Genomic DNA, 23,875 nt, shown 5'->3' with positions numbered 1-23,875 from the left:
CTTTAGCTCTTTAGTTTAGGATCCAGCGTATCGCGTAGCGCATCGCCCAGCAGGTTAAACGCCAGCACCGTCATAAAAATCGCCAGGCCGGGAAAGACGCTAACGTGCCACAGCCCCGCCATCATCATGCTGCGGCTCATGGCAAGAATATTGCCCCATTCCGGCACGTCAGGCTCCGGGCCGAGGCCGATAAAGCTCAGCCCGGCGGCGGTAAGGATGCTGGTGCCGATGCGCATGGTGAAGTAAACGATCACGTTCGGCAGCGTGCCGGGAAGAATATGACGCAGCAGAATCACCCGATCCGGCGCGCCCGCACAGCGCACCGCTTCAACATAAGCGGCCTGCTTTAGCGACAGCGTCGAGGCGCGTACGATGCGCGCAAAGACCGGCACGCTGAATACCGCCACCGCGATAATCACGTTGTTGAGGCCGGGCCCCAGTATCGCCACCACCGCAATCGCCAGCAGCATGCCGGGAAAGGCGAAGAGCACGTCGGAGCCGCGCATAATCAGCATATCGACCCAGCGCCCATAGTAGCCCGCCAGCAGGCCAAGCACGATGCCCGCCAGCATGCCGAGCGTCACCGATACCACGCCGACGTAGAGGGAAATACGCGCGCCGTAGATAATGCGGCTCAGAACATCGCGCCCAAGCTCGTCCGTGCCCATCCAGTGCGTCCCTGACGGCGGCATGGAGAGCGCCGTCCAGTCTGGCTCCATGGGATTCCAGGGCGCCAGCCAGGGGGCGAAAAGCGCAATCAGCACCAGCAACAGCACGAAACTGCCCGACGCCAGCGCCAGCGGATTGCGCGCAAAAGCGTGCAGAAAGTCGCGCCACGGCGAGCGGATCGCGTCGCTGTCGACGGTGGTTAGCGTCTGCTGGCTCATTTGGCCCCCTGACTGAGACGAATTGCCGGATTAACCACCGCATAGAGCAGATCCACCAGCAGGTTGATAACGATAAATTCAAACACGAACAGCATCACCAGCGCCTGAATTACCGGCTGGTCCTGCGCCTTGATCGATTCGATCAGCAGCCAGCCCAGGCCGGGCCAGTTGAACACGCTCTCCACCACGATTGACCCGCCGAGCAGAAACCCGAACTGCAGGCCCAGCATGGTGATCACCGGGATAAGCGCGTTGCGCATCACATGTTTCCAGGTCACGCGCGCCGCGCGCAGTCCTTTAGCGCGAGCGGTGCGCACATAATCTTCCTGCGCCACCTCAAGAAACGCCGAGCGGGTAAAGCGCGCCATAACGGCCGCAACCGACGAGCCGAGCGTAATGGCGGGCAGGATAATATCGGCAGGCTGGTTGAAGCCGCTGACCGAGAAGAAGCCGAACGGCATGGCGACGAACTGGATCAGCAGCAGACCGAGCCAGAACGCCGGCATTGAAATGCCGCCGACCGCGGCGCTCATCAGCGCCCAGTCCAGCCAGCCGCCGCGTCGCAGCGCCGCCGTCACGCCCAGCGCCAGGCCGAGCGCCACCGACCAGGCGAATCCCGCCAGCGCCAGCCACAGCGTCGGCATAAAGCTCTTTTGAATCAGCTCCAGCACCGGCTGCTGGGTGCGGTAGGTGACCCCCAGGTCGCCGCGCAGGATGCCGCCCAGCCAGTTAACGTACTGCTGCGGCAGCGGATCGTTCAGGCCGAGATGCTGACGCGCCGCCTCAACCGCCTCGATCGGCGCGTCAGGCCCGGCGTAGATCCGTGCCGGATCCCCAGGCAGCAGCTTAATAAAGCCAAAGACCAGCAGCGAAACCACCAGCAGCACCGGAATCATCTCCAGCAGTCGACGCAGGATGTATGCGAACATAACCTTCCTTTTTTACAGTGCCGTTGGGCGTTATTTAAAGACCGCCTGATTAAAGAGCAGATTGCCGTCCGGCAGCATCGACACGCCGCTCAGCTTCTGCGTTTTGCCGACCAGGTTATCTGGCGTGCCGAGAAAGGCGACAGGCGCATCTTTCCACAGCAGACTCTGCGCTTCGGCGTAGGCTGCTGCGCGCTTCGCCGGTTCAGCCGTCGCCAGCCCGCCGGCGATCGCCTTATCCACCGCCGGGTTGCTGTAGTAGGAGACGTTGTAGGAGGTCGGCACCCAGGATTCGGTGGCGAACAGCGGACGCAGCGCCCAGTCGGCATCGCCCGTCGAGGTAGACCAGCCGCCGTAGTAGAGATCGTACTCGGCCTGTTTTGGATCCTTTACACCCCAGAGTCTGGCGTTGCGCGTGCCGGAGTCCATCGGCGTGACGGTAACGCGGATGCCAACGGTGGCGAGCTGCGCCTTAAGAAACTGCGCGGCGCGAACGCTGGCGGTGGCGTTGGTACACCAGAGCTTGAGATCGAGACCGTTCGGGTAGCCCGCCGCCGCGAGCAGGGCTTTCGCCTCTTCCGGCGCGTAGCGATAGTTCGGCGCGCTCTGTTTCTGATAGAACTGCACCCCAGCCGGGATCGCCGAGGTCGCAGGGGTGCCCATACCGGCAAAGCCCACCTTCAGCCATAGCTCGCGGTTAATGGCGTAGTTGATCGCCTGTCGCACGCGCGTATCCGCCAGCGGCTTATGCTGGGTATTGATCGCCATATAGTAGAGATAGATGCTGGGATCGCGCTGGATCGCCAGCCGGCTGTCGCTCTGCACCGCGCCGATAAGATCGGACGGCAGCGGATAGATCGCATCTACCTGGCCCGACTTCAGCGCCGCGACGCGCGTAGCGTCTTCCGGGCTGGGCGAGAAGATCACGCGATCCACCTTCGGCCAGCCTTTATTCCAGTAGCCGTTGAATTTCGTCAGCGTCACCGCCTTGCCGGGCTGCCACTCCACAAAGGTAAAAGGCCCGGTGCCGACCGGATGCAGACGCAGTTGCGCCTCGTCGGGAAAGGCTTTCAGCACCGTCGGGCTCCACATCACCGCCGACGGGTGCGCCAGGGTGTTGATAAAGGCGCCGAACGATTCGCTCAGGTCGATTTGCACTTTATTGGGTGCCAGCACCGTAACGCTTTTGATCATGCGGTAAAGGCTGTTGCGCTTCAGCCCCTTTTTCTGGTCGGCGAGCCGGTCGAGGTTAGCCTTTACCGCGTCAGCGTTAAACGGCGTGCCATCCTGAAAGGTCACGCCGTCGCGCAGGGTCAGCGTAAACTGCGTGGCATCGTCGTTGCTGGTATAGCCCGTCGCCAGCCAGGGCATCAGGGTCATTTTGGCATCGAACTGAAACAGTCGTTCAAATATCCCGCTCTGCACCGAATAACTGATGTTATCGGAGGTATCATGCGGGTCGAGGCCGGTAATATCGGCGTACATTGAGATACGCAGATCCTGCGCCTGCGCGACGCCGGCCAGCGTGAGTGTTAACCCGAGGGCAACATAGGTACGGCGAAAAAATGGCTTCATAAAAGGCTCCTGGTGGCAATAAATAGGCGCAATTAACGGTCGTCGGCCACCCAGTGATCGGGCGCGACCTGGCGATAACGGTGTTTACTCACTCTCTCTTTTACGCTGCGTATTGGGGATGGAATTTCACCGTCGTCGAAACGGCGCTCCGGGCGGTGACGCGGATCGACCACCGGCACCGAGGCCAGCAGACGCTGCGTGTAGGGATGCTGCGGCTGATTAAAGAGCGACTGCCGCGGCCCAATCTCCACGATCTGTCCGAGATACATCACCGCCACGCGGTTGGCGATGCGCTCCACCACCGCCATGTCATGCGAGATAAAAATCCAGGCGACGCCGGTCTGCTGCTGCAGATCCATCATCAGGTTGATGACCTGCGCCTGAACCGACACGTCGAGCGCAGAGACCGCTTCGTCGGCAATAATAATGCGGGGTTTAAGCGCCATCGCGCGGGCGATAGCGATACGCTGCCGCTGTCCGCCAGAGAACTCATGGGGGTAGCGCCGCGCATGTTCCGGCAGCAGGCCGACGCTCTTTAACAGCGCTTCAACCTGCGGCGTCGCCTCGTCGAGCGATCGCACCAGCCCGTGCAGCAGCAGCGGCTCGGCGATAGTAAAGCCCACGGTCAGTCGCGGGTTGAGCGACGCGTAGGGGTCCTGAAACACCATCTGTATTTCGCGCCGCAGCGGCTGAAACTGCGCCTCTTTCAGGCTGGCAATTTCGCGGCCGGCGAAGAGAATACTGTCGGCGTCGCCGTCGACCAGCCGCATCAGCGCGCGGCCGGTGGTCGATTTGCCGCAGCCGCTTTCGCCGACAATCGCCAGGGTTTCTCCCGGCCAGAGGGCGAAGTCGATCTGTTCGACCGCATGCACGCGGTGCGTCAGCGCGGAAAAAATACCGCTGCGCACGGGAAAGCGTACGGTCAGTCCACGCACGTCGAGCAGCGGTTTCTCTTCGTAGCGCGCGGTGATGTGCGCCTCCTCCTCTGGCGCGTCGCTGTGCAGCAGTGGAAAACGCTGCGGCCAGCGCTGTTCGCGCATGTCGCCGGGTTTCGGCACGGCCGCCAGCAGCGCCCGGGTGTAGTCATGCTGCGGCGAGGCGAAGATCGCCTCGACCGGCCCCTGCTCGACGACGTTGCCGCGATACATCACCACCACGCGGTCCGCGACTTCCGCCACCACGCCCATATCATGCGTGATAAACAGCACCGCCATCCCTTTTTCCCGCTGCAGCTCGCGCAGAATATGGAGAATGCGCGCCTGCACCGTGACGTCGAGCGCGGTGGTCGGCTCGTCCGCAATAAGCAACTGCGGATCGCACGCCAGCGCCTGCGCAATCATCACGCGCTGACGCATCCCGCCGGAGAGCGCGTGCGGATAGCTTTTCATTACCCGATCGACGTCGGCGATGCGCACCTGACGCAGCAGCGACCGCGCGCGGGCCTGCGCTTCAGCGCCAGAGCAGAGTCGATGGTCGCGCAGCGCTTCGGTAAGCTGATCGCCCACGCGCAGCACCGGGTTGAGCGAGGTCATCGGCTCCTGAAAAATCATCGCCATCTCCCGTCCGCGCAGCCTGCGCCGCTGCTCATCGCTGAGCCGGCTGAGATCGCGCGTTTCGCCCGTGCGGTCGCGAAAGCGAATTGCGCCGCCGTCGATGCGCGCCGAGGCGGCCAGCAGCCCCATTACCGCCAGCGAGGTGACCGATTTTCCCGATCCGCTCTCGCCGACGACCGCGACAATTTCCCCGGGCTGAATGGCGAAAGAGACATCGTGCAGCGCCTGATGCGAACCGCTGCGCCCGCGAAAGCTGACGCTGAGATGCTCTATCGCCAGCACCGGCGCGCGCGCTGAATCGGCAACGCTGGCGGCGTCAGGCAGGCGAGAAGTGTCCGTCATCGTTGCTCCATATGCGTTACAGCCAGATACGGCCTTGTGAATAGGAAAGGAAGGGCGAACTGTCCGCCGCCAGCCAGATGGGGCCGTCCAGATCGACATGTTCTGCCTGCGGGGTAACCAGCAGCGCCGCCTCCATCGCCAGCGAGGAGCCGAGCATGCAGCCGACCATCAGCCGCATCCCCTGCTTTTTCGCCTCGTCAGCCATCGCCAGCGCCTCCGTCAGGCCGCCGCACTTGTCGAGCTTGATATTGATCATCTCGTAGCGATCGCGCAGCGCGGCGATATCGCCGCGCGTGTGGCAGCTTTCATCAGCGCAGAGCGGAATGGGATGGGCGATGCCCGCTAAACCGGCATCCTCGCCCGCCGGCAGCGGCTGTTCGATCATTGCGAGCCGGTAAGGCAGCAGTGAGGCAAACAGCGACGGCAGATCAAGCCCGCTCCAGGCTTCGTTGGCGTCGGCGATCAAGGTGGCGTCAGGCGCGGCGGCGCGGACAGCCGCGACCTTTTCCACAATCGCCTCGCGGTCGAGCTTGATCTTGAGCAGCAGCGCGCCGCGCGCTACCGCGTCCGCCGCCGCGTCGGCCATCTTCTCGACGCTGTCGAGGCTGAGGGTTTCAGCAGTCACCACCGACGGCGGCGCGCTCAGCGCGGCCTGCTGCCACAGGGTTTGCTTCGCCCGCGCGGCGTCCAGCCGCCACAGCGCGCAGTCCAGCGCGTTGCGCGCCGCGCCTGCGTTAAGCTGCGTTTGCAGCGCATGGCGGCTCAGCCCCGCCTCGATCGCCTCTTTCATCGCGTTAAGCTGCGCGTGGACGCTCTCGACGGACTCGTTATAGCGCGGCGTCGGCGTGCATTCGCCGCAGCCGATAAAACCGTCCTGCTCCAGAACGACGCGGATCACCGCCACGGCGGTGCGGGTGCCGCGCGCAATGGCGAACGGCCGCGCCAGCGGCAGCGTCAACACCTCAATCAGCATGCGACGCATCTCAGCCCCGCTCTTTCAGCAGGGCGGCGATCGCATCAATGCCGAAACGCACCGGATCCGTTGCGGGCACGCCAAAGGTGTCGCTGAGCTGCGCGCAGTAGTCGCGCGCCTCTTGTTCGCTGAAGTTAGAGGTGTTGATGGCGAAACCGGCCAGCTGCGGATTGTCGCTGGTCACCTGCGCCGCGCGCAGATTGGCTTCGACGCAGTCCGCCAGGCCCACCATCGGCTGATGAGGCAAATGACGCATATGCGGACGCCCCATCTCATGGCACATCACCAGCCAGTGCGGCTGCGCGCCGTGGATTAATCCCATGCTGACGCCCGCATAGGAGGGGTGGAACAGCGAGCCTTGCCCCTCGACGATATCCCAGTGATCGTCGTCGTTGGCTGGCGAGAGCGCCTCCGCCGCGCCGGCGATAAAATCGGCGATAACCGCGTCGATGGCGATGCCTTCGCCCGCCACCAGGATGCCGGTCTGTCCGGTGGCGCGAAAATCCGCCTTCATGCCCTGCTCGCGCATGGCGGCTTCCAGCGCCAGCGAGGTATACATTTTGCCGACCGAGCAGTCGGTACCAACGGTCAGCACGCGTTTTCCGCTGCGCTTTTTGCCGCTGCCCACGTTTAGTTTCGGCCGCATATGACGGATATCGAACAGCGCGACGCCGTGCGCCTCCGCCAGCGCCACCAGTTCAGGTTCGTCGGCCAGACGATGATGCAGGCCGCTCGCGACGTTCATCCCTGCTTTAATGGCGGTGGTAATGCTCTCCAGCCAGTGCTGCGGCAGATAGCCGCCGGCGTTGGCGGTGCCGAGCACCAGCGTTTTGGCGCCGCGCGCCTTCGCCGCCGCGATGTCCAGCTCTTCAAGTCCCAGGGTCACGGTACAGCCGGGCAGGCGAATTTCGCCGACGCACTGTTCGGGTCGCCACACCTGAATGCCGCGCGCGGTTTTAGCGGCCAGCGGATCGGTGACGTCGCCGAGAAATAGCAGATAGGGTTGCGGGATAAGCATAATGCGTTCTCTTTCAGACAGAGTGGAGGGTCTGAAAGGCACTATTTCACGGGCGGCGAAGCGGGACGAATGCTTGTTTAGCCGCTGGCTATAACCTGCGGCTATAGCGAAAAGCTGAGCTTATGGCAGAGGCCGAATCGGGTGGTAAAAAGAGGAGGGTGCGCGAAGGCGTAGAAAGAAAAGCGTATGGCGAGGGGGCATCACGGCACGCTAGCGGCCGTGATTGCCTGAGACGGTATAAAGCGTAAAGGATTAGTACATCGCGCCTGGCGGTACATATTTGAAGGTTTCGACGTAAGCGCGGAAAACATATTTTACGAAGCGTTTCATAGGCTACCTGATTCAAAATTTGTTGAAGAAATGCAGAGAAATTATAACTTCCGTGCATTTTTCAGGCAATAAATTTTGAACCAGATCACAAAAACACCCTTAACGCTCGATAACAACTCAGGCGAAGAGATTGAGATGCTCGATCAGAATGGTACAGCCGATAGCGATAAGCACCACGCCGCCGAGCACTTCCGCCCATTTGCCCAGCACCGGCCCGACCAGCCGTCCCACCAGCACGCCGGTGGTCGCCATAATGGTGGTCGCCATGCCGATGGTCAGCGCGGTGGCGATAATATTGACCTGCAGGAAGGCCAGGCCCACGCCCACCGCCAGCGCGTCCAGGCTGGTGGCGACCGCCGTGGTCGCCAGCACCATAAAGCCATGACGCTGCGGCGCTTCGCACGCTTCTGCCGTCGCCGTCTGGCGAAAACCTTCCATCATCATGCGTCCGCCCAGGAACGACAGCAGAATAAAAGCGACCCAGTGATCCCAGGCCATTACATAACGGCTGGCGGCGAGGCCGGCAGCCCAGCCGATCAGCGGCGTCAGCGCTTCAATCGCGCCAAAAATCAGACCGGTGCGCAGCGCTTCTTTAAATCCGGGACGATGCAGCGCCGCGCCTTTGCTGAGCGCAGCGGCAAAAGCATCCATCGACATGCCGAAGGCAAGGATCAGAGTTGCGATAAAAGTCATAATGGCTAGTGTCAGGGTAAAAAGCGTTCAGACGCCTGCTTTTTGCCGCAATAAAGGTTCAGTCTGGTAAAAGTGCGCGCAGTCTAGCACGCATCCCGCCTGATAAAAAGACAAGGAAATCATGGATTTAAGTATAGCAAAGGCTATAACTTTTATCTTTCGCTATCTTTTTCCGCTAAGTTAATGGTCCTTAAGCCTTTTCTCAGAGCCAGACGCGCGGCCTGAAGGCGTGGCCGCGGCGGGGATTGAACCCCGGCGGAGATTGCCGGAAAATAGCCGCGCTGATTAATGCGGAACCTGCTGATGAAAAACCCTTTTGAATCCCTGATTATCCCCGGCGGCATCTTGCTGCTCGGCTTTCTCTCTGCGCTGCTGCTGCCTGCGCCCAATTTTGGACTGACGATGGCCAGAAGCCTGACCCAGCGTCTGCACCTGCAGGATATCAACCAGCTCTATACCCTGATCTTCTGCGTCTGGTTCCTGCTGCTGGGCGCGGTGGAGTTTTATGCGATCCGCTTTATCTATCGCCGCTGGTTTCGCACCTGATCCTGTTGCCTGTCGCTGCGGCTGTCGGCCCGGCGCGGGCAGATTGAAATCACAAAAATGTAACATTACTTTTACAGAATCGGCTGAAAAAGGCCGCCTCGTGAAAAATCCTTTATCGATCCCTTTTTGTCTAACCTTTTAAAATCAGCGCCTTATAAAACAAGGCGATTTTTCCCTCACTCCCTGCCATGCACCGTCATCGTGCATTTCCGCAACATCATATTCGATTAACCCGCTGAGTTTTCGATAAAAAATTCCTTATGCACGTCGAGCCGGGATGATTAATTCTTATGCTGAATCATTTCTGCATTTAAAAAATAAACAAATGTTTAATTCAGAGGCGAGAATGTTATATTCAACAGATAAAGCATAACGTGCAGTTAACCTGCAGCCCGCTTAAACGAACCTGAGTCTTAACCTTTGAGAAATAGCGCAACGCGCTCCCAAGAAGCGCGGCTATTTCGCCTGCGAACCTGTTGAGCATCAGGTCAACAGAGAGAGGAGATGTCGCCTCATGAGCAAAACAGCTGTAAACCTTACGCTCGCAACGAGCGCCGTTGGCACGGGAAAACCGCAGATGTCCGAGCGTAAAGACGTTGATGTGCTGCTGATTGGCGCAGGCGTAATGAGCGCGACGCTAGGCGCCTGGCTACAGGAGCTGGAGCCGGACTGGGCCATTGAAATGGTCGAGCGTCTCGATAACGTGGCGGAAGAGTCCTCTAACGGCTGGAACAATGCCGGGACCGGCCATGCCGCGCTGGCGGAGCTGAACTATACGCCGTTAAAGGCGGATGGCAGCATCGATATCAGCAAAGCGCTGGCAATTAATGAATCCTTCCAGGTTTCCCGTCAGTTCCTGGCCTGGCAGGTGCAGAAGGGACGTCTCCACTCGCCTGAACGTTTTATTAACAGCACGCCACATATGAGTTTTGTCTGGGGCGATGAGAATGTGGCTTTCCTGCGCAAACGCTATCAGGCGCTGCAGAAAAGCACGCTGTTCCGCGGTATGGCCTACTCCGAAGATCCACAGCAGATTGCCGAATGGATCCCGCTGGTGATGAAAGGCCGCGACCGCCGCCAGAAAGTTGCGGCGACCTGGACGGAGATGGGCACCGACGTCAATTTCGGCGAAGTGACGCGTCAGCTGATCGCCTCGCTGGAGAAACATCCCGGCTTCCGCCTGCGTCTGCGTCAGGAAGTGCGCGACCTCAAGCGCCTGAGCGACGGCCGCTGGCAGGTTACCCTGCATTCGCTGGCAACGGGCGAGAGCCGCCAGCTAACGGCGAAAAACGTCTTTATCGGCGCGGGCGGCGCGGCGCTGCCGCTGCTGCAGAAGAGCGGCATCCCGGAAGTCAGCGGCTACGCCGGTTTCCCGGTCGGCGGCTCGTTCCTGGTGACCGAGAACCCGGACGTGGTGCGTCAGCATATGGCGAAGGTCTACGGCAAAGCCTCGGTCGGCGCGCCGCCGATGTCGGTGCCGCACGTCGATACCCGCGTGCTGGACGGCAAAAGAGTGCTGCTGTTTGGCCCGTTCGCCACCTTCTCCACCCGGTTTCTTAAGCAGGGCTCGCTGCTGGATATGTTCGGCTCGATAAACAGCAGCAACCTGCTGCCGATGATGAACGTCGGGCTGAAGAATTTTGACCTGGTGAAATACCTGGTCGATCAGGTGCTGCAGAGCGATGCCGATCGCATGGAGGCGCTGCGCACCTATGTGCCGGAGGCGCATCCTGACGACTGGCGTCTGGTTACCGCTGGCCAGCGCGTGCAGATTATCAAGAAAGAGGGCAAAGAGGGCGGCGTGCTGCGTCTCGGCACCGAAGTGGTCACCTCGGAAGATGGCTCTATTTCCGCCCTGCTCGGCGCCTCGCCGGGCGCCTCCACCGCTGCGCCGATTATGCTGGAGCTGATGGCGAAAGCCTGGCCGGAGCAGATGGCGTCGACGGAATGGCAGAACCGCATTCGCGCCGTGGTGCCCTCCTGGGGGCGCAAACTTAACGGCGACGTGGCGCTGACGGAGCGAGTGCTGGCGGATACCAGCCGCGTGCTGAAACTCGCCTACGCGCCGCCGGTGACGCCAAACGCTGCGAACGACGAAGCGCGCGAAACCGCCCATGTGGTAGGCAAGTAAGCCCGTTTTGCCGATAAAAGCCCCGCCCTGGCGGGGCTTTTTGTTTCCGGGTATCGCGCCTGGTCGAGTCGTGGATTCTCTATTAGGGTTAATGAAACGCTTTTTTTCTCGTCACGTTTCGCTAACCAGGAGAATGTCCGATGTCAGAATCGACCGCTGCCAGTGAGTTACGCCTGCTGGACCGCTACTGGCGCGCCGCCAACTACCTTTCCGTCGGGCAGATTTACCTGATGGCGAACCCGCTGCTGCGCGAGCCCCTGCAGCCGGAACATATTAAGCCTCGCCTGCTGGGGCACTGGGGCACCACGCCCGGCCTCAATTTTATCTACGCGCACCTCAACCGCATTATTCGCCAGCGCGACCTGAATATGATCTATATCTGCGGACCGGGCCACGGCGGGCCGGGCATGGTGGCGAATACCTGGCTGGAGGGCAGCTATAGCGAAATCTATCCGCACATCAGCGAAGACGCGGAAGGCATGCAGCGCCTGTTCAAACAGTTCTCGTTTCCCGGCGGCATCCCGAGCCACGCCGCGCCGGAAACGCCGGGGTCGATCAACGAAGGCGGCGAACTCGGCTACTCGCTGTCGCACGCCTTTGGCGCGGCCTTTGATAATCCCGATCTGATCGTGCCCTGCGTGATCGGCGACGGCGAGGCGGAAACCGGCCCGCTGGCCTCGAGCTGGCACGGCATCAAGTTTCTTAATCCCCAGCGCGACGGTGCCGTGCTGCCGATCCTGCACCTCAACGGCTACAAGATTGCGAACCCCACTATTCTGGGACGCGCCAGCGACGACGATCTGCAGCAGCTGTTCCGCGGCTACGGCTACGAGCCGCTGTTCGTGAGCGGGCACGAGCCGGAGAAGATGCATCAGCAGATGGCCGACACCCTTGAGCACGCCTTCGATCGCATCGCCGCTTACCAGCAGGCGGCGCGCGAAGGCCACGAGCAGGAAGGCATTCCACGCTGGCCGATGATTATTATGCGCAGCCCTAAAGGCTGGACCGGCCCGCAGGAGGTCGACGGTAAAAAGGTGGAAGACTTCTGGCGCGCCCATCAGGTGCCGGTAGCGGCCTGCCGCGAAGATGCGGGACATCGTCAGATACTGGAGCAGTGGCTGCGCAGCTATCAGCCGGATGACCTGTTCGACGAACAGGGTCGGCTAAAGCCGGAGCTGCGCGCGCTGGCACCGCAGGGCGATAAACGTATGGGGGCGTCGCCCTACGCCAACGGCGGGCTGCTGCGCCGCGAGTTGAATACGCCCGATATCCGTGAATTCGCCTTTGACGTGAAGGCACCAGGCTCGCAGCTGGCGCAGGCCACCGAGCAGTTCGGCCGCTATCTGGCGGAGATATTTGCGCGCAACCAGCATAACTTCCGCCTGTTCGGCCCCGACGAAACCGCCTCGAACCGCCTGACGCCTGTCTTCGACGTTACCAGCCGCACCTGGCTGGAGCCGGTGAAGCCCTATGACGAGCAGCTGGCGCGCGACGGCCGCGTGATGGAGATCCTTAGCGAGCATCAGTGTCAGGGCTGGCTCGAAGGCTATCTGCTGACCGGCCGTCACGGCCTGTTTAACTGCTACGAAGCCTTTATCCATATTGTCGATTCGATGTTCAACCAGCACGCCAAGTGGCTGAAGGTGACGCGCAAGCTCGGCTGGCGCAAGCCGGTCTCTTCGCTCAACTACCTGCTCTCTTCCCACGTCTGGCGTCAGGATCACAACGGCTACAGCCACCAGGATCCTGGCTTTATGGATCACGTCGCCAATAAAAAGGCGGATATCGTACGCATCTATCTGCCGCCGGACGCCAACACGCTGCTGTGGGTCGGCGACCACTGCCTGCGCACCTGGGACCGTATCAACGTGATTGTGGCGGGCAAGCAGCCGTCGGCGCAGTGGCTCGATATGGAGAGCGCCATTGCCCACTGCGAGGCGGGCATGGGCGAATGGCGCTGGGCGGGCACCACGCCGCCGGGCGAAGAGCCGGATGTGGTGATGGCGTGCGCCGGCGACGTGCCGACGCTGGAGACGCTGGCGGCGGTGGATCTGCTGCGCGGCTATCTGCCCGACCTGCGCATTCGCGTGGTGAACGTGGTCGATCTGATGGCGCTGCAAACCCAGGAGCAACATCCGCACGGCAAAAGCGAAGAGGATTTCGACGCGCTGTTCACGCTCGACAAGCCGGTGATTTTCGCCTTCCACGGCTACCCGGCGCTGGTGCATCGCCTTGCCTACCAGCGCAACAACCATCGTAATTTCCACGTACGCGGCTTTAACGAAGAGGGCACCACCACCACGCCGTTCGATATGACGGTGCTTAACGAGCTGGACCGCTATCATCTGGCGCAGGAGGCGATCCTGCGCGTGCCGGGACTGGCGGATCGCCACCCGGAACTGCTGGACGATTTGCAGGAGCGCATCGCCGAGCATCATCGCTACGTGCGTGAATATGGCGAAGATGTGCCGGAGGTGCGCGGCTGGAAATGGCCGTCGGAAACGGGCACCGGCGCGCCCGATTAACGCAGGGCGTCCGCCAGCATCCATAACGTCGTGGCCACCAGCGACAGCGCCATCACGCTGTTGAAGAGACGACGCTTCCACGGCGTTTGCAGATGCAGGCCCAGCCGATCGCCCAGCGCTGCCCAGATTACTACGCAGGGCAGGTTTACCAGCGCGAAGCCAAGCATGACCGGCAGCAGCCCGCTCTGCGCGCTCCACAGCAGCGCTACGTTGGTCGCCATCAGCCAGGCCTTGGGATTGAGCGCCTGAAAGCCGATAGCACCGGCGATGGTCATCGGCTGCGCCTTTTCCCGCTGGGTCGGCGCGCCCGCCCGCCAGATCTTCCACGACAGCCAGAGCAGGTAGGCGCAGCCCGCCAGCGTGAGCGGCAGCCGGACGGCGCCCATCCAGCTCAGCAGCCACTCCAGCGCCAGCACCGCCAGCGCAGTTTGCAGCAGACAACCCAGCAGCACGCCGGAGATCATCGGCAGCGTGCGCCGCAGGCCGAAATTAACGCCGGAGGTCGCCAGCAGCAGGTTATTGGGGCCAGGGGTAATAGACATAACGGTGACATAGCTGAAAAAAGAGGGATCGAGCATGGCGGCGTTCTCCACAGGAAACAGTAAGGCCATGCTAAAACGCCAAAAGAATTGGTAACAGAGACACAAAATCACTATTGTCATGGTTACAGTCTGCAATTTTAAATATTGTACCCATGACTCGCGGAGGCTTTTGTGTCCCTTTCTTTCTCTGCCGATCAGCCGCTCTATTGCCAGCTTGCCGATAGCTTCGCCGAGGCGATTCATCAGGGCACGCTAAAACCGGGCAAGCGCCTGCCTGCCATTCGCCGCGTGGCGCAGAGCCATCAGGTCAGCATTAATACCGTGCTGAACGCCTGGCAGCGGCTGGAAGATCGCGGCCTTATCGAGGCGCGGCCACAGTCAGGCTACTATGTGCGCAGCGTGCTGCCCGCCCTGATGCAGCCGGTTCCCCATCGCACCCGCATTAAAGACCCGAGCAGTGAAAAGCTCGATCTGATCGACCAGGTGTTCGCGGCGCAGAACCATCCCGATTACGTCAATATTTCGCTGGCCTGCCCGCAGGACGGCGAGCTTTATCCGTCGGCGCGCCTCGCGCGCATTACCGCTTCGCTGCTGCGCCGCAATCCCGACCTTATCGGCCGCTATGCGCTCCCTCCCGGTAGTGAGCGCTTACGGGAGGAGATTGCGCGCCGCGCGCTGCACGCGGGCATGTCGCTGACCAGCGAAGCGATCACCCTCACCCACGGCTGTATGGAGGCGCTGCAGCTGGCGCTACGCGCGGTGACCCAGCCTGGAGACTGCGTTGGACTGGAGTCGCCGACCTACTTTTTTCTCTTTCCGCTGCTGGCGTCGCTGGGGCTGAAGGCGCTGGAGATTCCCACCGATCCGCAGCACGGGCTTTCCCTCGACGCGCTGGAGATGCTGCTGCAGGAGAAGCGTATTCAGGCGCTGATCGCCATGCCGAGCGCGCAGAATCCGCTGGGCTGCTGCATGTCGCGCCAGAACAAGCAGCGTCTGGCCAGGTTAGTAAATACTTACAAGGTTCCTCTGCTGGAAGACGGCCTCTATGACGAGCTGCAGTTCGACTGGCCGCTCTCGCCTACCGTAAAGTCATTTGATACCGAAGGTTGGGTGATTTACTGCACCAGCTTTACCAAAACCGTAGCGCCGGACTTTCGCATCGGCTGGATCGCCGCCGGCCGCTTCCATGAGGCGATAGCGCGCCTGAAGGCGGTCTCCTCGATGGCGGAATCCCGGCTGCTGTCGGAGACGCTGGCGGAATTTCTCGCCAACGGCGGTTACGATCACCATCTGCGCACGCTGCGCCGCCGCTACGCCGCCAATATGGACGAGGCGCGTGGCCTCATCGCCCGCTATTTTCCGCAGGGGACGCGCGCCACGCTGCCGCGCGGCGGGTTTGTTTTTTGGGTCGAACTGCCGGAGCAGGTCGATACGGTGGCGATGTTCCATCGGCTGCTGCAAGAGCAGATCTGCGTGACGCCCGGCGCGCTCTATTCGCTGAGCGAACGCTACAATCACGCGCTGCGTCTCTCCTGCTGCTACCCCTTCGACCAGCGCTATAGCTGGGCGCTGAAGCGCACCGGCGCGATCGCCTGCGAGCTGGCGGGCCTGGCGCCGGGGATCGATCAGGGTTTGCCGTTGCGGCCCCAGACGGTGTAGGGATGGCGCTCAGTCAGGCGTTCGTAGTAATTACGCACCGCAGGCAGGCTGGGATGATCCAGCGGGGTTTCATACCAGCGGTTGACCGCCAGCCCGACGCCAATATCCGCCAGGGTGAAGTTACGGCCCGCCACATAGCGTCCGGTTTTCTCCAGCTGCTGGTTGAGGATGCCCATGGTGTGCGCCCACCCTTTGCAGGCTGCCGCCAGCAGACGCGGATCCTGATGCGCGGGCGAGTTGCGCACCAGCGACATAAAGGCGTAGCGCCAGGAGGTATTGAGTTCGGTGGACTGCCAGTCCATCCACTGATCGATCGGCGCGCGGGCGCGCGGATTTTGCGGATAGAGCCAGTCGCCCTCATAGGCGTTGGCCAGATAGCGCAGGATGGCGTTCGACTCCCACAGCACGAAGTCGTCGTCGATAACGACCGGGATCAGGGCGTTCGGGTTAAGGGCGAGAAATTCCGGCTTGCGCAGCGAGTCAGGTTCCACGCCCCACTCTTCTTCGCGCTCGAAGTCGAGATCCAGTTCGTCGCAGAGCCAGAGCACTTTACGCACGTTAATTGACGAGTCGCGCCCAAGAATTTTCAGCATAACGGTCTCCTGCAGGAATTGTTAACATATTGATAACCCTGTCAGGCCATAAACGCAAATGTCGGGCGTGGAAATGCCCTGTTGAGAAAGGAGCAATAATGAACGTCGCCTTTAAGCAAGTAGATGTCTTTACCTCGTCCGCGTTCAACGGCAATCCGCTGGCGGTGATTATGGATGCGCAGGGCCTGAGCGACGCGCAGCTTCAGGCCATCGCCCGCTGGACAAATCTGTCTGAAACGACCTTTGTGCTGCCGCCGCAGCACCAGGAAGCTGACTACCGCGTGCGCATCTTTACCGTTGAGGGTGAACTGCCGTTTGCCGGACACCCGACGCTGGGCACCGCGCATGCGCTGCTGGAAGCGGGCTGGCCGACAAAACAACCTGGCAGGATGGTGCAGGAGTGCGGCGTCGGCAACGTGACGATCAGCATCGGCGCCGGGGGTTCGCTGGCGTTTGCCGCTCCAGAGGCGACGATCGCTCCCTTTACCGACGCGCTGATGAGCAATGCGCTCGGCTGCGAGCTGTTCGACACCACGCAAACGCCCGCCGTGGTCGATATGGGTATCCGCTGGCTGCTTATCCCGATGATTAGCGCCGAGGCGGTGCTGGCGATTCAGCCCGCCGTCAGCGACCTGCAGCGCCTGCTCGCCCACGCGGGTGTTACCGGCGTGATGCCGTTCGGCCCGCTGCCGCACGGCGAAAGCGAGCAGTATGAAGTGCGCGGCCTGCTGGTGGAGAACGGCAGCCTGACGGAAGATCCCATTACCGGCAGCGCCAACGCCTGCCTGGCGCGCTACTTTGCCGCGCAGGGCCAGATGCGCGATTACCGGACGCGTCAGGGTACGGCAATCGGGCGTGAAGGGCGCGTATCGGTGCGCTTCGAAGGCGACCAAATCTGGATCGGCGGTAAGACCGTCACGGTAATTGACGGCACCATTGCGCTGTAGCGCTGACGCTGCATTGCCGGCACCGCCGTGGAGGAGATAAGCCCGCGCAGATACGCACCTTATCCCTGGTGCGTATCCGTGGCTTATAACGCCTGGCCGCCTGACGCCTCAATGCGCTGCGCCGTGATCCAGCCGCTCTCCTCGCTGAGAATCGCGGTGATGGCGTCGCCGATATCGTCCGGCTGCCCCACGCGCCCCAGCGCGGTAAGCGCCGCAATGGTGTCGTTAATCTCTTTATTGTCGCGCACGCGTCCGCCGCCGAAGTCGGTCTCGATAGCCCCCGGCGCCAGGATATTAACGCGAATGCGCCGTTCGCCCAGCTCTTTCGCCTGATAGCGCGTCAGCACCTCCATCGCGCCTTTAACGGAGGCGTAAGTGGCGGAGCCTGGGTAGGTCATGCGCGTCAGCCCGCTGGAGATATTCAAAATGCGGCCACCGTCGTTGATCAGCGGCAGCAGTTTCTGCGTCAGAAAATAGGGGCCTTTAAAATGAACGTTAACCAGCGCGTCAAACTCTTCCTCTGTGGTCTCGCTAAATGGCTTATAGTGACCATGACCGGCGTTGTTTATTAAATAATCAAAGCGGTCGCGCTGCCATCCCTTTTCCAGCGTCTGTTTGACCTGCGCGACAAAGCCGCTGAACTGGCCGCTGTCGCCTACATCCAGCTGCAGCGCGGCTGCGCGACCGCCCAGCGCCTCGATTGCAGTAATTAACGCCTGCGCCTCTTCTTCATGGCTGCGCCAGGTAAAAAGGATATCGACGCCTTTTGCAGCCAGTTTTAACGCCGCATTCTTGCCTAACCCGCGGTTGGCGCCGGTAATAAGTGCAATTTTATTACTCATGTTTCGATCCTGTTGCAAAATTGAACACCAAATCAGGATATTCCCCAATAATTGATCTATAAATGGCAGGAAATACGCAGCACTGTTTCACTTACAACAACAATCGGTGAACAACATGGACAAAATTCACGCAATGCAGGTTTTTGTGCGGGTGGCGGAAATGGGCAGTTTTACCCGCGCGGCGGAAAGTCTGGGCCTGCCAAAAGGCAGCGTGTCGCGCCAGCTGCAGGCGCTGGAAAATCAGATGGGTACGCGGCTGCTGCATCGCACCACGCGGCGCGTGCAGCTTACCCAGGATGGGCTGGTCTACTACGATCGCAGCCTGGATCTGTTGTCGATGATCGACGATATGGATAGCCTGTTTCAGCACGATCCCGCTACGCTGAGCGGCAAGCTGCGCGTCGATATGTCGGTGGCGATGGCGACCGGCTTTATCCTGCCGCGCCTGCCGGAATTTTTGCAGCACTATCCCGGCGTGGAAATCGAGCTGAGCAGCAGCGACCGCATGGTGGATGTGATCCGCGAAGGCTTCGACTGCGTTATCCGCGTCGGCGAGCTAAAAGACTCCGGCCTGATTGCGCGGAAAATCGGCACCTACACCTTGATTAACTGCGCCAGCCCCGGCTACCTTTCCCGTTTCGGCATGCCGACGCGGCTGGAAGAGCTGTCGTCGCACGCGATGGTTCACTACACGCAGCAGCTCGGCCAGCCTTCGCCCGGCTTTGAATATTTTGACGGCAAGCAGTGCCACTACGTGCAAACCGGCGGCGTTGTGACGGTCAACAGCACGGAAACCTATCGCGCCGCCTGCCTGGCGGGACTGGGCATTATTCAGGTGCCGGCGATGGGCATCTATCCGCTGCTGGAGTCTGGCCAGCTGGTGGAAGTGCTGCACGCCTTTCCGGCGAAGCCGATGCCCATCTCTCTGCTCTATCCCCATCGGCGCAATGTGGCGCGGCGCGTGCGCGTGTTTATGGAGTGGCTGAGTCAGGTACTACAGGAGTATGTCACCTGAGCGGCTATAATTGCCTTTTCACGTAAAGCAGGATGATAACTGTCTATGACGGACAAACAGGAAACCCCGAATAATCCCGAGCAACCTAAACCGCTGATCGATATTCAGACCGGCAATAAAACCGTTGACGGCTCGATTCGTCGCGTATCGCGCTTTGCCGCCTGGTTTCAGGCGATTCCGGCGGTGGCGCACTTTATTCGCGCGCTGGAGCGCTTCAACGATCGCCTGGGCAGCCAGTTCGGCGCGGCCATTACCTACTTTTCGTTTTTATCGCTCATCCCGATCCTGATGGTCTCTTTCGCCGCCGTCGGGTTTGTGCTGGCGTCGAACCAGGATCTGCTGTCGCAGCTGATCACGAAGATCGTTAACAGCATCAGCGATCCTACGCTCGCTACGACGCTGAAGAATACGGTAAACACCGCCATCCAGCAGCGCGCCACCGTGGGTATTACCGGTCTGCTGCTGGCGCTCTACTCCGGCATTAACTGGATGGGCAACCTGCGCGAAGCGGTGCGCGCCCAGTCGCGCGACGTCTGGGAGCGCACGCCGGACGATCAGGAGAAGTTCTGGAAAAAGTATCTGCGCGACCTGATTTCGCTGATCGGCCTGATGCTGGCGCTGGTGATCACCCTGTCGCTGACCTCTATCGCTGGCGCGGCGCAGGCAGCAATCGTCAACGCGCTGGGGCTGGCAGATATCGAGTGGCTGCGCCCGGCGATGACCGCCATAGCGCTGGCCATTTCGATTATGGCCAACTATCTGCTGTTCCTGTGGATTTTCTGGATCCTGCCGCGCCACAAGCCGCGTAAGAAAGCGCTGTTTCGCGGCACGCTGCTGGCGGCGATCGGCTTTGAGGTTATCAAGTTCGTGATGACGCTGACGCTGCCCAAGCTCGCTTCGTCGCCCTCGGGTGCCGCCTTCGGCTCGGTGCTGGGTCTGATGGCGTTCTTCTACTTCTTCGCCCGTCTGACGCTGTTCTGCGCCGCCTGGATCGCCACCGCGAAGTATAAAGACGATCCGCAAATGCCGGACTCGCGTCGCGCCTCGCATCGTCAGGTGTAAAAAAAGGTTACCGGCAGCGAAAAATTTCTCCCTTCGGCTATTTTTCAACCAGACAGCAGGATGAATAGCTGAAGGGTCACTTTTATTTACCCCTTTTATAGAGATTCCCGCTGCAAAAGGTGGGCTTCTCCCTGCCTTAATCCACGCTTTCCATTTCAGCACAAATTATCCACTTTTTCGCCGAAAAAGCCCGTTCTGACGCGGTTTATCAGCGTTGAATGCGCTCTGGGAGGTGCGTAATATTCCTGGTCTCTATTTACAATTAAGAAACAGTTATGCAAGCCTCCATCACAGAATCCCTGAAAAAGTCACAAGACGAAACGCCGGTAAACTCTCGCGGCAAGGTCGTAGTGGCCTCGCTGGTCGGTACCGCCATTGAATTCTTCGATTTCTATATCTACGCCACGGCGGCGGTGATTGTTTTTCCTCATATTTTCTTTCCGCAGGGCGATAATACCGTGGCGACGCTGCAGTCGCTGGCGACCTTCGCTATCGCCTTTGTGGCGCGCCCGATCGGCTCTGCGCTTTTCGGCCACTTTGGCGACCGCGTGGGCCGTAAGGCGACGCTGGTGGCCTCGCTGCTGACGATGGGCATCTCTACCGTGATTATCGGCCTGCTGCCGGGCTACCAGTCGATTGGCGTCGCGGCGCCGCTGCTGCTGGCGCTGGCGCGTTTTGGCCAGGGGCTGGGCCTCGGCGGTGAGTGGGGCGGCGCGGCGCTGCTGGCGACGGAAAACGCGCCGGCGAAAAAACGCGCGCTCTACGGCTCTTTTCCGCAGCTGGGCGCACCGATCGGCTTCTTCTTCGCTAACGGCACTTTTCTGCTGCTCTCCTGGCTGCTGACGGACGAGCAGTTTATGCAGTGGGGCTGGCGCGTGCCCTTTATCCTCTCAGCGGTGCTGGTGATTATCGGCCTCTATGTGCGCGTTTCGCTGCATGAAAGCCCGGTCTTCGCGAAGGTGCAGAAAGAGAAGAAACAGGTACGGGTGCCGATCGCCGCGCTGCTGAGCAAGCATCTTACCGCGACCATCCTCGGCACCTTTATCATGCTGGCGACCTATACGCTGTTCTACATTATGACGGTCTACTCAATGAGCTACGGCACCGCGCCGGCGCCAACGGGCCTCGGCTTTTCGCGCAACAGCTTTCTCTGGATGCTGATGATGGCGGTTATTGGCTTCGGCGTGATGGTGCCGATCGCTGGTCTGCTGGCGGATCGCTTTGGCCGCCGTAAGACCATGATCGTGATTACGCTGATGATTATCGCCTTCGCCTTCCTGTTCCCGTCGATGCTGGGTTCCGGTTCACAAGCACTGGTGATGGCCTTCCTGCTGCTCGGCCTGAGCGTGATGGGGCTGACCTTCGGCCCGATGGGCGCGCTGCTGCCGGAACTGTTCCCGACCGAAGTGCGTTATACCGGTGCCTCTTTCTCCTACAACCTGTCGTCGATTCTCGGCGCCTCGGTTGCGCCCTATATCGCCACCTGGCTCAACGCCCACTACGGTTTGCAGGCGGTAGGCTACTACCTGGCCTCGATGGCAGCGCTGACGCTGATTGCGCTGATCGCCTGTAAAGAGACGCGCCATCAGACGCTCTACGAAGCGGTGTAACAGGAATCAGTAAACCCGGCTAAGGCCGGGTTTTACCTCATGGTATAGTTCCCGCTGTTTCGTTATGCAGGAAAAGAACCATGGCGACGGCAGCTCACCTGATTAGCAATACCCTTCCCAGCGTTAAACAACTCCAGTGTTTCCTCGCCGTCGCGCACGAGCTCAATTTTCGCCGCGCCGCCGAGCGCCTCAGCATGACCCAGCCGCCGCTGACGCGTCATATTCAGAGCCTGGAAGCCCTGCTCCACCAGCAGCTTTTTAGCCGCAGCACCCACGCGGTGAGCCTGACCGAGGCCGGGCGCGCGCTGGTCGCCAGAGCGGAGAGCATTCTCGAGGCTCTCAGCGCCCTTCACGCAGACGCTCTCTCCCGTCAGGCGCGTCTGCGCATCGGGCTGACCCGAACGCTGGACTTTACCCGTATACCGCCTGTCGGTGCGCGGCTGGCGCAGCTGGATGCCGGCGATGATATCGACTCGCCCGATCTGACCTCCGCCCGGCTGCTGCAGTGTCTGACGCAGAACAGGCTGGATCTGGTGCTGACCGGCGAGAAAGGCGCAGGCAATGAAGAGAGCGTCCGCTATCGCTGGATCTGCCGCGAGCCGCTGCTTATCGCGCTGCCGACCACGCACCCCGCCAGTCGCCAGCATCAGGCCTTGCTCGATGAGGTCAGCGATCTGCCGCTGTTCTGGTTTGCCAGGCGCGCCAACCCCGCCTTCTACGATAAATGCGAGAAAGTTTTCGCGCAGCTGCCAGCGCCGTTGAAAAAGGTTAAAGAGCCTGACGATACCCTGACAATGCTGGCGCATATCGCCCGCGGCAAGGGATTCGCCCTGCTGCCGCAGTCAAAGTGCGCCTTTAATCAGGCCGGGTTGTGCTATCGGCCGCTGCGCGATAGCCAGGCGCAGCAGCTGAATATCGACGTCTACGCCGCCACGCGCCATGACGACGTGCGTCCGGCGCTCCTGCAGGCGCTGGCGAGGCTGAGCGACGGCGCGCCTTAATACCTTTTCAGCATCACAAAAACGGCAATTCCCTGCTGCTCCCCCTGGTGAAAGAATCGGAACAGGACAACAGGAGGGATAATGAAAACGCGTGACTTAGCAAAAACCTTAGAGGTGAGCGCCATCGGCTATGGCGCAATGGGCCTCAGCGAATTCTACGGCGCTGCGGACGACGCGCAGTCGCTGCGTGTTTTGCATAAACTTATCGAGCTGGGCCAGACCTTTATTGATACGGCGGATCAGTATGGTCGCGGCCACAATGAAACGCTTATCGGGCAGTTTCTTGCCGGACTGAATAGCGCCACGCGCGCCCGGTTTAAGGTCGCCACCAAGTGCGGCATTGAACGCGCGCCCGACGAGGCTTACAGCCGAACCATCAATAACCGGCCGGACTATATTACCCGCTGCTGCCACGACTCCCTTAAGCGACTGGGCGTTGAGCGTATCGATCTCTTCTACCTCCACCGCGTCAGCCAGGCGACGCCGATTGAAGAAAGCATGGCATGCCTGAGCCGCCTGGTGAAGGAGGGAAAGATAAACCATATCGGGCTGTGCGAAGTCTCTGCCGCGACTCTGCGCCGCGCGCACGCCGTTCATCCCGTCGCCGCCCTGCAGACCAAATATTCGCTGTGGACGCGCGACGTTGAGGAGGCGATCCTGCCAACGGTTAAGGCGCTGGATATCGGCCTTGTTGCCTACTCGCCGCTGGGACGCGGTTTCCTGACCGGCAAATATCTGCGCAACAGCGACTTTGCTGAAGGCGACTTCCGTAAAAATAACGGGCGCTTTCAGCAGGCCAGCCTCGATCATAACGCCGCGCTGCTGAGCGCAGTGCGGCCACTGGCGGAGAAGTATGGCTGCACGCCAGGTCAGATAGCGTTGGCCTGGCTGCTGGCGCAGTACGCGAAGCTGGTGCCGATCCCCGGCACGAAACGGATCGCCTACCTGATGGAAAATGCCCAGGCGGCGCAGGTGGCTCTGGAGGCGGCGGACGTGGCGCTGCTGAACGCCCTCCACCAGCGCGTTCAGGTGCAGGGCGCCCGCTATTCGGCAGAGGGGATGAAGGGCGTGAATGCCTGAGGTGAAAGAAGTGAGGGCCTGAAAA

Annotated in this window: 21 protein-coding genes; 10 read left to right on the top strand and 11 right to left on the bottom strand. The window is 60.9% G+C overall.

All coding sequences use genetic code 11. From position 1 onward, the window contains the following. Positions 1-2: 2 nt before the first annotated feature. The 8 genes from MHZ97_RS04945 to mntP all read right to left on the bottom strand — a co-directional run bounded on the left by MHZ97_RS04945 (position 3) and on the right by mntP (position 8,297). Positions 3-887: an ABC transporter permease subunit gene (locus MHZ97_RS04945; RefSeq protein ID WP_239314707.1), complete on the bottom strand. Its 885-nt coding sequence runs from the start codon at positions 885-887 to the stop codon at positions 3-5. Further along, the gene (locus MHZ97_RS04940) at positions 884-1,816 is read right to left on the bottom strand and encodes an ABC transporter permease (protein ID WP_103796225.1); all 933 of its coding nucleotides are present in this window, start codon (positions 1,814-1,816) and stop codon (positions 884-886) included. Before MHZ97_RS04940 ends, MHZ97_RS04945 begins: the two co-directional genes overlap by 4 nt. 30 nt (positions 1,817-1,846) lie before the next feature. After that, the gene (locus MHZ97_RS04935; RefSeq protein WP_239314708.1) at positions 1,847-3,388 is read right to left on the bottom strand and encodes a glutathione ABC transporter substrate-binding protein; all 1,542 of its coding nucleotides are present in this window, start codon (positions 3,386-3,388) and stop codon (positions 1,847-1,849) included. Positions 3,389-3,420: 32 nt separating this feature from the next. Next, complete coding sequence (locus tag MHZ97_RS04930) at positions 3,421-5,283, bottom strand: ABC transporter ATP-binding protein (RefSeq protein ID WP_239314709.1); 1,863 nt, start codon at positions 5,281-5,283, stop codon at positions 3,421-3,423. 16 nt (positions 5,284-5,299) lie between these two features. Beyond that, entirely contained in the window at positions 5,300-6,265 is a 966-nt protein-coding gene (dgcA, locus tag MHZ97_RS04925; RefSeq protein ID WP_239314710.1) for an N-acetyl-D-Glu racemase DgcA, read from the bottom strand. Between the two features lies 1 nt (position 6,266). Then, positions 6,267-7,274 (bottom strand): N-acetyltransferase DgcN, encoded by a 1,008-nt coding sequence (gene dgcN / locus MHZ97_RS04920; RefSeq protein ID WP_103796221.1) that lies wholly within the window; start codon positions 7,272-7,274, stop codon positions 6,267-6,269. A 252-nt stretch (positions 7,275-7,526) separates the two neighbouring features. Further along, positions 7,527-7,604, bottom strand: coding sequence for a stress response protein AzuC (gene azuC, locus MHZ97_RS22410; protein WP_146053841.1), 78 nt, complete (start codon positions 7,602-7,604; stop codon positions 7,527-7,529). A 117-nt stretch (positions 7,605-7,721) separates the two neighbouring features. Further along, positions 7,722-8,297 carry a manganese efflux pump MntP gene (gene mntP / locus MHZ97_RS04915; protein ID WP_103796220.1) on the bottom strand — a complete coding sequence of 192 codons (576 nt, stop codon included), beginning with the start codon at positions 8,295-8,297 and terminating at the stop codon, positions 7,722-7,724. Positions 8,298-8,600: 303 nt separating this feature from the next. On the opposite strand from mntP, the gene MHZ97_RS04910 reads away from it, so the two are divergent. The 3 genes from MHZ97_RS04910 (at position 8,601) to MHZ97_RS04900 (ending at position 13,499) form a co-directional block, all read left to right on the top strand. Next, positions 8,601-8,843, top strand: coding sequence for a DUF1158 domain-containing protein (locus tag MHZ97_RS04910; RefSeq protein ID WP_103796390.1), 243 nt, complete (start codon positions 8,601-8,603; stop codon positions 8,841-8,843). Between the two features lie 514 nt (positions 8,844-9,357). Beyond that, positions 9,358-10,974 (top strand): malate dehydrogenase (quinone), encoded by a 1,617-nt coding sequence (gene mqo, locus MHZ97_RS04905; RefSeq protein WP_239314711.1) that lies wholly within the window; start codon positions 9,358-9,360, stop codon positions 10,972-10,974. Between the two features lie 140 nt (positions 10,975-11,114). Continuing rightward, positions 11,115-13,499, top strand: a complete 2,385-nt coding sequence (locus tag MHZ97_RS04900; protein WP_239314712.1) for a phosphoketolase — start codon at positions 11,115-11,117, stop codon at positions 13,497-13,499. Here MHZ97_RS04900 and MHZ97_RS04895 read toward each other — a convergent pair. After that, positions 13,496-14,077 carry a LysE family translocator gene (locus MHZ97_RS04895; protein WP_103796217.1) on the bottom strand — a complete coding sequence of 194 codons (582 nt, stop codon included), beginning with the start codon at positions 14,075-14,077 and terminating at the stop codon, positions 13,496-13,498. The genes MHZ97_RS04900 and MHZ97_RS04895 overlap by 4 nt on opposite strands. Positions 14,078-14,212: 135 nt before the next feature. Here MHZ97_RS04895 and MHZ97_RS04890 point away from each other — a divergent pair, with 135 nt between their 5' ends. Further along, positions 14,213-15,700: a PLP-dependent aminotransferase family protein gene (locus MHZ97_RS04890; protein ID WP_239314713.1), complete on the top strand. Its 1,488-nt coding sequence runs from the start codon at positions 14,213-14,215 to the stop codon at positions 15,698-15,700. Here MHZ97_RS04890 and MHZ97_RS04885 read toward each other — a convergent pair. Continuing rightward, a complete protein-coding gene (locus MHZ97_RS04885; protein WP_103796215.1) occupies positions 15,667-16,293 on the bottom strand; it encodes a glutathione S-transferase family protein in 627 nt (208 codons plus the stop codon). The two genes, MHZ97_RS04890 and MHZ97_RS04885, sit on opposite strands and share 34 nt — an antisense overlap. Positions 16,294-16,391: 98 nt before the next feature. Here MHZ97_RS04885 and MHZ97_RS04880 point away from each other — a divergent pair, with 98 nt between their 5' ends. After that, on the top strand, positions 16,392-17,240 hold the full coding sequence (locus MHZ97_RS04880; protein ID WP_239314714.1) for a PhzF family phenazine biosynthesis protein: 849 nt from the start codon (positions 16,392-16,394) through the stop codon (positions 17,238-17,240). 83 nt (positions 17,241-17,323) lie between these two features. Here the strand turns inward: MHZ97_RS04880 and MHZ97_RS04875 are convergent, their stop codons facing one another. Further along, positions 17,324-18,082: an SDR family NAD(P)-dependent oxidoreductase gene (locus tag MHZ97_RS04875; protein ID WP_239314715.1), complete on the bottom strand. Its 759-nt coding sequence runs from the start codon at positions 18,080-18,082 to the stop codon at positions 17,324-17,326. A gap of 115 nt (positions 18,083-18,197) precedes the next feature. On the opposite strand from MHZ97_RS04875, the gene MHZ97_RS04870 reads away from it, so the two are divergent. The 5 genes from MHZ97_RS04870 to MHZ97_RS04850 all read left to right on the top strand — a co-directional run bounded on the left by MHZ97_RS04870 (position 18,198) and on the right by MHZ97_RS04850 (position 23,850). Beyond that, the gene (locus MHZ97_RS04870; RefSeq protein ID WP_239314716.1) at positions 18,198-19,097 is read left to right on the top strand and encodes a LysR family transcriptional regulator; all 900 of its coding nucleotides are present in this window, start codon (positions 18,198-18,200) and stop codon (positions 19,095-19,097) included. Between the two features lie 45 nt (positions 19,098-19,142). Continuing rightward, positions 19,143-20,159 (top strand): inner membrane protein YhjD, encoded by a 1,017-nt coding sequence (gene yhjD, locus MHZ97_RS04865; RefSeq protein WP_103796212.1) that lies wholly within the window; start codon positions 19,143-19,145, stop codon positions 20,157-20,159. A gap of 275 nt (positions 20,160-20,434) precedes the next feature. Then, positions 20,435-21,769 carry an MFS transporter gene (locus MHZ97_RS04860; protein ID WP_103796211.1) on the top strand — a complete coding sequence of 445 codons (1,335 nt, stop codon included), beginning with the start codon at positions 20,435-20,437 and terminating at the stop codon, positions 21,767-21,769. Positions 21,770-21,849: 80 nt separating this feature from the next. Continuing rightward, positions 21,850-22,770 carry a LysR family transcriptional regulator gene (locus MHZ97_RS04855; RefSeq protein WP_239314717.1) on the top strand — a complete coding sequence of 307 codons (921 nt, stop codon included), beginning with the start codon at positions 21,850-21,852 and terminating at the stop codon, positions 22,768-22,770. A gap of 81 nt (positions 22,771-22,851) precedes the next feature. Next, a complete protein-coding gene (locus tag MHZ97_RS04850; RefSeq protein ID WP_239314718.1) occupies positions 22,852-23,850 on the top strand; it encodes an aldo/keto reductase in 999 nt (332 codons plus the stop codon). The last annotated feature ends 25 nt before the right edge of the window (positions 23,851-23,875 follow it).

The sequence above is a fragment of the Pantoea sp. ACRSC genome, from assembly GCF_022346785.1.
Lineage (GTDB): Bacteria > Pseudomonadota > Gammaproteobacteria > Enterobacterales > Enterobacteriaceae > Pantoea > Pantoea alvi.
Note: the sequence above shows the minus strand (reverse complement) of the source record. Positions and strands in the feature narration are given on the sequence as shown.

Excerpts from the sequence above, each read along its gene's own strand:
- MHZ97_RS04945 (WP_239314707.1), bottom strand. The coding sequence starts at position 887 with ATGAGCCAGCAGACGCTAACCACCGTCGACAGCGACGCGATCCGCTCG.
- MHZ97_RS04940 (WP_103796225.1), bottom strand. The coding sequence starts at position 1,816 with ATGTTCGCATACATCCTGCGTCGACTGCTGGAGATGATTCCGGTGCTG.
- MHZ97_RS04935 (WP_239314708.1), bottom strand. The coding sequence starts at position 3,388 with ATGAAGCCATTTTTTCGCCGTACCTATGTTGCCCTCGGGTTAACACTC.
- MHZ97_RS04930 (WP_239314709.1), bottom strand. The coding sequence starts at position 5,283 with ATGACGGACACTTCTCGCCTGCCTGACGCCGCCAGCGTTGCCGATTCA.
- dgcA (WP_239314710.1), bottom strand. The coding sequence starts at position 6,265 with ATGCGTCGCATGCTGATTGAGGTGTTGACGCTGCCGCTGGCGCGGCCG.
- dgcN (WP_103796221.1), bottom strand. The coding sequence starts at position 7,274 with ATGCTTATCCCGCAACCCTATCTGCTATTTCTCGGCGACGTCACCGAT.
- azuC (WP_146053841.1), bottom strand. The coding sequence starts at position 7,604 with ATGAAACGCTTCGTAAAATATGTTTTCCGCGCTTACGTCGAAACCTTC.
- mntP (WP_103796220.1), bottom strand. The coding sequence starts at position 8,297 with ATGACTTTTATCGCAACTCTGATCCTTGCCTTCGGCATGTCGATGGAT.
- MHZ97_RS04910 (WP_103796390.1), top strand. The coding sequence starts at position 8,601 with ATGAAAAACCCTTTTGAATCCCTGATTATCCCCGGCGGCATCTTGCTG.
- mqo (WP_239314711.1), top strand. The coding sequence starts at position 9,358 with ATGAGCAAAACAGCTGTAAACCTTACGCTCGCAACGAGCGCCGTTGGC.
- MHZ97_RS04900 (WP_239314712.1), top strand. The coding sequence starts at position 11,115 with ATGTCAGAATCGACCGCTGCCAGTGAGTTACGCCTGCTGGACCGCTAC.
- MHZ97_RS04895 (WP_103796217.1), bottom strand. The coding sequence starts at position 14,077 with ATGCTCGATCCCTCTTTTTTCAGCTATGTCACCGTTATGTCTATTACC.
- MHZ97_RS04885 (WP_103796215.1), bottom strand. The coding sequence starts at position 16,293 with ATGCTGAAAATTCTTGGGCGCGACTCGTCAATTAACGTGCGTAAAGTG.
- MHZ97_RS04880 (WP_239314714.1), top strand. The coding sequence starts at position 16,392 with ATGAACGTCGCCTTTAAGCAAGTAGATGTCTTTACCTCGTCCGCGTTC.
- MHZ97_RS04875 (WP_239314715.1), bottom strand. The coding sequence starts at position 18,082 with ATGAGTAATAAAATTGCACTTATTACCGGCGCCAACCGCGGGTTAGGC.
- MHZ97_RS04870 (WP_239314716.1), top strand. The coding sequence starts at position 18,198 with ATGGACAAAATTCACGCAATGCAGGTTTTTGTGCGGGTGGCGGAAATG.
- yhjD (WP_103796212.1), top strand. The coding sequence starts at position 19,143 with ATGACGGACAAACAGGAAACCCCGAATAATCCCGAGCAACCTAAACCG.
- MHZ97_RS04860 (WP_103796211.1), top strand. The coding sequence starts at position 20,435 with ATGCAAGCCTCCATCACAGAATCCCTGAAAAAGTCACAAGACGAAACG.
- MHZ97_RS04855 (WP_239314717.1), top strand. The coding sequence starts at position 21,850 with ATGGCGACGGCAGCTCACCTGATTAGCAATACCCTTCCCAGCGTTAAA.
- MHZ97_RS04850 (WP_239314718.1), top strand. The coding sequence starts at position 22,852 with ATGAAAACGCGTGACTTAGCAAAAACCTTAGAGGTGAGCGCCATCGGC.